The 7,051-nt window shown below is 65.6% G+C and carries 7 protein-coding genes and 1 pseudogene; 1 reads left to right on the forward strand and 7 read right to left on the reverse strand.

Annotated elements, in window-relative coordinates; genetic code table 11:
• Positions 1-61 precede the first annotated feature (61 nt).
• From ACFMBG_RS12415 to cofG, 7 genes are read right to left on the reverse strand one after another with little or no spacing between them, the layout of a single operon-like run.
• Entirely contained in the window at positions 62-1,063 is a 1,002-nt protein-coding gene (locus ACFMBG_RS12415; RefSeq protein WP_421055019.1) for a TIGR03842 family LLM class F420-dependent oxidoreductase, read from the reverse strand.
• Between the two features lie 24 nt (positions 1,064-1,087).
• Entirely contained in the window at positions 1,088-1,756 is a 669-nt protein-coding gene (npdG, locus tag ACFMBG_RS12420) for an NADPH-dependent F420 reductase (RefSeq protein WP_421055020.1), read from the reverse strand.
• Positions 1,753-2,526, reverse strand: a complete 774-nt coding sequence (gene cofE / locus ACFMBG_RS12425; RefSeq protein WP_421055021.1) for a coenzyme F420-0:L-glutamate ligase — start codon at positions 2,524-2,526, stop codon at positions 1,753-1,755. Before cofE ends, npdG begins: the two co-directional genes overlap by 4 nt.
• A complete protein-coding gene (gene cofC, locus ACFMBG_RS12430; protein WP_421055022.1) occupies positions 2,523-3,182 on the reverse strand; it encodes a 2-phospho-L-lactate guanylyltransferase in 660 nt (219 codons plus the stop codon). Before cofC ends, cofE begins: the two co-directional genes overlap by 4 nt.
• Positions 3,179-4,144: a 2-phospho-L-lactate transferase gene (gene cofD / locus ACFMBG_RS12435; RefSeq protein ID WP_421055023.1), complete on the reverse strand. Its 966-nt coding sequence runs from the start codon at positions 4,142-4,144 to the stop codon at positions 3,179-3,181. Before cofD ends, cofC begins: the two co-directional genes overlap by 4 nt.
• Positions 4,141-5,415, reverse strand: a complete 1,275-nt coding sequence (gene cofH / locus ACFMBG_RS12440) for a 5-amino-6-(D-ribitylamino)uracil--L-tyrosine 4-hydroxyphenyl transferase CofH (protein ID WP_421055024.1) — start codon at positions 5,413-5,415, stop codon at positions 4,141-4,143. Before cofH ends, cofD begins: the two co-directional genes overlap by 4 nt.
• Positions 5,412-6,554 carry a 7,8-didemethyl-8-hydroxy-5-deazariboflavin synthase CofG gene (gene cofG, locus ACFMBG_RS12445; protein WP_421055025.1) on the reverse strand — a complete coding sequence of 381 codons (1,143 nt, stop codon included), beginning with the start codon at positions 6,552-6,554 and terminating at the stop codon, positions 5,412-5,414. The genes cofH and cofG overlap by 4 nt, the downstream gene beginning before the upstream one ends.
• 239 nt (positions 6,555-6,793) lie before the next feature.
• On the opposite strand from cofG, the pseudogene ACFMBG_RS12450 reads away from it, so the two are divergent.
• Positions 6,794-7,051: pseudogene (locus ACFMBG_RS12450) on the forward strand (Re/Si-specific NAD(P)(+) transhydrogenase subunit alpha); the annotation flags it as partial.

The raw sequence follows: 7,051 nt of genomic DNA on the forward strand, positions 1-7,051 counted from the left end.
GCACCGTCCGCGGGGAGATCGTTCCGGACGGTGCCGTTTCCGGGCCGGGGCCCGGCGCAGTTCAGCGGAACGCCGGGATGATCTTCTCGGCGTAGTCGGCGATGATCTTCTCTTCGTCGCCGCTGTCGAGGTAGATGTTGAACTGGGTGGTGCCGGCCGCTTCGAGATCGCGGATCTTGGCGATATGCTCGTCCGGGGTGCCCAGCACGCAGAAGCTCTTGACGATGTCTTCGGTGATGAAGTCCAGGTACGGGTTATCGCTTTGGCCGTGCTTGGAGTAGTCGTAGCCTTTGCGGTTCTTGATGTAGTCGGTCAGGCTGGTGGGGACGTGATCACCGTCGGTGCCGTATTTTTCAACGATATCAGCGACGTGGTTGCCGACCATGGCGGGGAACCACTTTGTCTTCTCGATGCCTTCCTCGATCGGGCCGGTATGGGCGGGTGCTGCGGCCATCACGCGGTAGTTCGACATGTCGCGGCCTTCGGCCTCGCCGCCGGCCTTGGCCTGATCCGCCAGCCATTTGATGATCTTGGGCTCGGCAATCTGCAGGACCACGCCGTCACCGACCTTGCCGGCCGAGGCCAGGGCCTTGGGACCATAGGCGCCGATCCAGACCGGCAGCTCGTAGCCTTGGGCCCAGGGGAATTTCACCGGCTCGGGGCATTCGCCGTACTGCACTTCCTCGCCGCGGATCAGCGATTTCACCACATGGGTGAACTCTTCCATCCGCTTGATGGTCGAGGGCTTCTTGCCCATCACCCGCACGGCGCTGTCGCCGCGGCCGAGACCGATGTCAAAACGGCCGCCGGACTGTTTCGCCAGCGAGCCGAACAGCGAGGCCGCAACCGACCACTCGCGCGAGTTCGGGTTGGTCACCAGCGGGCCAAAGCGCATTTTCTTGGTGTGCTCCATGCACATTGCCATGGCGACGAAGCTTTCGCGCCACAGGATGTGGCTGTCGTAGAACCAGCAGTAGGTGAAGCCTGCGTTTTCCGCCTGGCGGACCAATGCGCGGGCGCGTTCGGGCTCAACGAAGCCCTTGAAGCAAATACCGAATTCCATGTGTGTTTTCTCCCTGTTGGAATCTTAGTGTTCGGGGGCCCAGATGCGGATGCCCGCATGGGTGAAGGGCACCGCCTTGGAAATGTTCTGGCGGATCAGGATCGGGGTGATCGCCTCGATGCAGCGGGCGGCCTCGGCGTCGCCGGCGTTGTAGGCCTGGACATCCAGCGCGCCGACCAGCTCGATCACCTTCTTGCGGGCGGGCAGGCTGTTGCCGCAGACCAGGATGTCGCAGTTGATCGGCCAATCCAGGTTGTTCAGCGTGGTGGCCGACACATTGTGCAACGCGCCGATCACCGGGATGTCGTCACCCAGAAGCGCCTGCGCGGCTTCGGTGGCGGAGCCTTCCGGCGGCATGTCCACTTTCTTGGGGTCGCCCTCTTTCAGCGGCACAACGATGTCGACCAGGATCTTGCCAGCGAGGCCCGGCTTCAGCGCCTCCAGCGTGGCGTTATGGGCCGAGAACGGCACCGCGAGGATGACCATTTCATCCGCCGCCGCGGTGGCGCCAGCATTGTCCAGCCCTTCGATCGGCGCGGCGCCCTCCGGCAGCTTCGCCATCAGTTCCGCCGCGATGCCGGCGCTGCGCTCGCCATCACGCGAGCCGAGCGCAACGGCGATGCCCGCGCGGGCAAAGCGCAGGGCCAGCCCCTGGCCTTGCGGCCCGGTGCCGCCAATGATTGCGATCTTCATCTGAACATATCCTCCTGTTTTTTCCTGAGTATGTCGGCGCCGCGGCTGTCGGCTGGCTCCCACTCGAGCCCGCGCAGCAGCACTGCCGGTGTTTTTCCGTTCTTGCGCACCACCAGCCCGGAGGCGGCGGCGATTTCATCGGCCAGGGCCGGTTCGGTCACCTGCAGCGGCCGTCCCCAGGCGTCCAGGTTGCCCTGCTCCTGGATGGTGGCCGGGACCTTGCTCAGCCCGATGGCCACGTTGATCTGGCCCAGCCGCCAGGGGCGGCCGAAGGTGTCGGTCATCACCACGCCGATCTGCGCGCCGAAGCGGGCGGCCAGAACCGCGCGCAAACGCTCGCAGCTGGCGTCGGGATCGCGCGGCAGCACCATTGCCGCGTCCTCCTCGCCGAAGTTCGATTCATCCACCGCGGCGTTGGCCGAGATGAAGCCCAGCCGGTGCTCGCAGATCATCGTGCCGGTGTTCTGGTCCGGGCGGCGGAAGGCGCGGACAACGCGGGTGCTTTCGCGCAGGACGATCTCCACCTTGCGCGGGTCCTTGTTCAGCTCCTCGCTGTATTTGATGGCCTCTGCCGAGGGCGTGACTGAGGCCAGCGGAATGATGCAGTCCTCGGCTTTGGAAAACACCTTCTGCGCAATGCACAGGATATCGCCGTCCTGCAGGCCGAGCCCGGCCTGCTCCAGGCAATCTCCCAGGATGGCCCCCAGATCGTCGCCGTTCCTGATATCCGGCACGCCGGGCACGGCGGTGAGGGAGACGGACAGGCTCATCGTGCGCCCTCCCGTGCCAGCGCCTGCGGGTTCTGCGCCAGCAGGCCATTGAGATCCTCGGCGGTGTCGACATCGACGCGCAGGCTGTCCAGCGGCAGGATTACAGGGCACAGGCCCGCGGCCTCCGCCGCATGGCGGTGTGCGATCAGAGATTTCTGCCCGTAAGCAAAGGCAAACGGGCAGGGCAGCGGCACCAGCAGCGCGTTGGTGCCAAGGTCTGTGGCCGGGCATAGTACCGCGCGGGTGCCGTCCAGCGGATAGGCCAGAAGCTGCGCCAGATCGTCCGGCGACGGGTCGGCCAGATCGCCGGGCAGCACGCAAAGCGCCTCGTACCCTTGGGCCGCGGCCCAATCCGCCGCCGCCTCCACCGCCAGCGACAGGGTGCCTGGGTCCTTGTCGTCGATGCAGATCAGCCCGGCCTGGCGGGCGATGCGCGCGATCACCGGGCTGTTTGATACCACGGCAATATCGGCGGTGCCTGCGGGCAGCATGGCAAGGGCCTCTTGCAGGCGCGCAATGGTGGAGCGGAACAGGCCCCTGGCAAGCGCTTCGCGGTCCCGCGGCGCCAGCGCGATGCTCAGCCGCGTCTTGGCCTTGGAGGGGTCCTTCATCGGGATCACCGCCAGCCGCTTGCCGGGTTTCGCCACCGCGCTCATGCTGCGGTCTCCCTGTCTGCGGGGGCGAGGGCCAGATCCACCACCTCGCGCGCGAGGCGGGCCTTGTCGTCCTGGTTCTTCATCAGAATCTCACTGCAGACCGGCACCAGCCCGATTGCGCGGATTTCGCCCGCCAGCCCGGCATCGGCGTGGTCGATCACCAGCGAATCGGCCAGCCCGCGGTAGCGCGCGGCCACGCCGGCCGCATCGGCCCGTTCACCCAGCGCCGCCATCATGCGGTCGGCCGGACCCTTGACCACCTTGCCGGCGATGAAGGGGCTGACAGCGATCTTCTGCGCGCGCGCTGCCCGCAGGGCTGCGGTGATGCCTGGCACGCCCAGGATCGGGGCGATGCTGACAAGCGGATTGGACGGCGCGATCACGATCAGATCCGCCTCCCGGATCGCCGCCAGCGCCTCCGGCGCCGGGCGGGCCTGGGCCAGCCCGTCAAATTCAAGCGCCCGCACGTCCGGTGCGCAGCGTTCGCGCACGAAATACTCCTGGAAGCTCAGCCAGCCTGCATCGGTGCGTACCCGAGTCTGCACCCGGTCGTCGGTGGGCAGCAGGATGTCCGCCTGAACCCCAAAGGCACGCGCCACGTCGCGGGCGATTTCGCTGGGCCGGTCGCCGCGCAGGCGGCGCATGGTGCGATAGATGTGCAGGCCGAAGTCGCGGTCGCCCAGCGACATCCAAGTGTCTGCGCCCAGCTGGTTCAGCGTCTCCAGCGCCCGGTGGCCTTCGTCCGCCACACCCCAGCCCTGGTTGCGGTCGATCACATCAGCCAGGCTGTAGGTCAGCGTGTCGATATCCGGAGAGACCCAGAGGCCGTGGAAATCGTCGTCATCCGCCACGTTGCCAATGATCGACAGCTCCACGTCCGGCAGCGCCGCCAGGCCCTCGGCCATCTTGGCACCGCCGACGCCGCCCGCCAGCAGGGTGACCTTATGCTTCTGAGCGCTCATTCCGCCGCCTCCAGCGTGGTGCCGCGTTCCGGGAACATCTGCAGGAATTCCAGCGGGTCGCGGCCCTGGCGGTCGACCAGCGGTGCCAGTTCCTCCGGGTCGTGGCGGTCATAGACCTCGCGGATCTCGTAGATGGTGTTGCGGCGCACCGGCACCCGGCCCGCGGCGCGGATGATCTGCGCCAGCTCGCGGGCGGTGATCTCCTGCCCGTGGGCGGAGCCGGCCGCGCGGGAGATGCTTTCGTTCATCAGCGTGCCGCCCAGGTCATTCACCCCGCGCGACAGCATCTCCTGCGCGCGCTCCGCACCCAGCTTGGTCCAGCTTACCTGGATGTTGTCGATCCAGCCGTGCAGCATGATGCGCGCCACCGCGTGCATCAGGTCCACCTCCAGCGCGGTCGGGCCGGGGCGCACCTTGTCCGGGTTCTGCGACCACAAGGGCGATTCCGTGTGCACGAAAGACAGCGGTACCAGCTCGGTGAACCCACCAGTGTCTTTCTGGATGTCGCGCAGCAGGCGGATATGGGCGGCCCAATGCTCGGGGCCATCAATGTGGCCGTACATGATGGTCGCGGTGGTGGGGATGCCGACCTCATGTGCGGCGCGGATGATTTCCACCCATTTCTCGGCGCTCAGCTTGTTCTTGGTGAGCTGCATCCGCACTTCGGTATCCAGGATCTCCGCCGCCGTGCCGGGCATCGAGCCGAGGCCCGCTTCCTTCAAATCCGCCAGAAAATCGTGATAGGACATCTTGGTCTTGGAGGCGCCATACCAGATCTCAAACGGAGAGAAGGCGTGGATATGCATGTCCGGCAGCGCCGCCTTGATGGCGCGGACGATGTCCCGGTAAAAGGTGCCTTCCATCTTGGGGTGCAGGCCGCCCTGGATGCAGACCTCGGTGGCGCCGCGGTCCCAGGCCTGCTGCGCGCGCTCGACGATCTGTTCAGGCTCCAGCCACTCGGCGTCCTTGTCCTCGCTGCGCTTGGCAAAGCCGCAGAAACGGCAGCCCATATAGCAGATGTTGGTGAAATTGATGTTGCGGTTCACCACAAAGGTCACCTGGTCGCCATTGGCGCGGCGGCGCAACTCGTCGGCCACCGCATAAACTGCTTCGGCGTCAGCGCCGGTGGCACGGAACAGCTCGATGCCTTCGGCCTCGGACACTTCACCGCCCTCCAGCGCCATCTCCAGAATGGCGCGGACCGGGGCGGAGGCGGCGCCGACGGCAGCCGGGACCGTGGCAAAATTCTCGGCGGGGTGCTGGATGGTCATGCTGTCTCTCCGATGTGGCGCTGATCTCGGGCGAGCCCGTTTTCCTGAGCCATGCCGGCCGCACGGGCCAGCACGCCGGGATTGATGAAGCCGCTGTCCCCGGTCAGGTAGCGGGGGTAGACGGTGAGCCGCTCGCGCAGCTCGAACCCGGCCCCGGTGCAGGAGCTGGCCAGCGCCCGGATCTCCGGCCATTCGTGCTGCGGGTTGATGAAGTCGATGGTCACGGGCGAGATGCCGCCCCAGTCGTTGATGCCCGCTTCCAGGTAGGCGATGTGGCGGGCGCTGAGGTTCGGCGGCGCCTGCAGGCTGATCTCCGGCGCCAGGATGATGCGGGCGGCGGCGATGGTGCGCAGCATGTCCTCCAGCGCCGGTTCCGGGTGGTTTGCCATCTCGATATCCGGCTTGCGCTGGAAGTTCTGGATGATGACTTCCTGAATGTGGCCGTGGCGGGCGTGGGCGTCGTTGATCGCGTGCAGCGCCTCGATCCGCTCGGCAAATGTCTCGCCGATGCCGATCAGCAGGCCGGTGGTAAAGGGCACCTGTTTCTGGCCCGCGCGTTCCAGTGTGCGCAGCCGCTGCACCGGCACCTTGTCGGGGCAGGCATAATGCGGCTGGCCCTTGCGGGTCAGGCGGCGGCTGACGGTTTCCAGCATCATCCCCATCGAGGCGGAGACCGGGCGCAGCACGTCGATCTCGTCATCGGTGAGGGTGCCCGCGTTCACATGCGGCAGCAGGCTGGTTTCGGTCAGCACCAGCTCGCACATGTCGCGCAAATAGTCGGTGAGGCGGGAATAGCCGAGCTTTTCCAGACCCTTGCGGGCCTTCTCATAGCGCAGCTCCGGCTTCTCGCCGAGGCTGAACAGCAGTTCCTTGCAGCCCTCGCGCTCCCCCTTCTGCGCGGTCGCCAGAACCTGCTCCGGCGTCATGATTTTGGCTTCCGGCGAATCCGGATGCTTGACGAAGGTGCAGTAGCCGCAGGTGTCGCGGCACATGTTGGTCAAGGGCACGAAGGCCTTGCGCGAATAGGTGACCGTGCGGCCCCAGTGGGCGTCGCGGATCCCGGCTGCGCGCATCATCAGGGCGCGCAAATCCCCGGTCTCCGCCCAGGCAGTGCCTGTGCTGAGCGATTGGGTGTTCATGGTGTCCTCCCTGCCTCAAAGACTGTGGAGGAGGGCGCGGCATGTCAAATATTTTTTTTAGCTGTAAGTCAAAAAAAATACCATGAAGGCTGAGGTATGCTAGGTAAAAAACTGTTTTTAAACCGTAAAAAATATGAGCCGACAAAAATATTGACTACTAAGTAAAACATCCAAATACTTCCTCCCAATCGCAGGCAGCCGGTTTGGCGGACGCTTCAGCGAAAAGGGAGGACATTGAAGTGCTTATTGGAACGCCAAGGGAGTTGGCGGCTGGAGAGTCGCGAGTAGCGATGACGCCGGACTCTGCGCGTCAGCTGCAGAAGCTGGGGTATGACTGCGCGATCGAAGCCGGGGCCGGGGCGGCGGCGGGGTTTTCCGATGCCGCTTATGAAGCGGCCGGCGTCGAGATCATCAAGACACCGGCGGCGCTGTGGAAGGCGTCCGATATCGTCGCCAAGGTGCGCCAGCCCGACGCCACCGAGCTGAAGCGGCTGACC

It is taken from the genome of Leisingera coralii, assembly GCF_049056525.1.
Lineage (GTDB): Bacteria > Pseudomonadota > Alphaproteobacteria > Rhodobacterales > Rhodobacteraceae > Leisingera > Leisingera coralii.